Here is a 385-nt window from a genome sequence, read left to right on the forward strand (position 1 = left end):
TCGGCCATGGCGAGGGCGGCGACTCGCGCCAGCGCCTGGGCCTGCCGGGCAAGGGGCCGGTGGCGATCATCACCGACCTGTGCATCATGGAGCCGGAAGCCGGCAGCAACGAGTTCGTGGTCACTTCGCTGCATCCGGGCGTGACCCGCGAGCAGGTGGTCGAGGCCACCGGCTGGGCGATCCGCTTCGCCGAGCGGGTCGCCGAGACGCCCGCGCCGAGCGAGGTCGAACGCGCCGCGCTGCGCGACCTCGAGGCGCGCACCGCGGCCGCCCATGGACAGAAGGGGAGCGACGAATGAGCCGCGAGGTATTCATCTGCGATGCCGTGCGCACGCCGATCGGCCGTTTCGGCGGCAGTCTTTCCGCGGTGCGCGCCGACGACCTC

General features: G+C 72.5%; 1 pseudogene. It reads left to right on the forward strand.

Annotated features, from left to right (window positions below):
• Positions 1-299 (forward strand): annotated as a pseudogene (locus FLO80_RS24180) (CoA-transferase subunit beta); the annotation flags it as partial.
• Between the last annotated feature and the right edge of the window lie 86 nt (positions 300-385).

Source organism: Aquicoccus porphyridii (genome assembly GCF_008369105.1).
GTDB classification, from domain to species: Bacteria; Pseudomonadota; Alphaproteobacteria; order Rhodobacterales; family Rhodobacteraceae; genus Aquicoccus; species Aquicoccus porphyridii.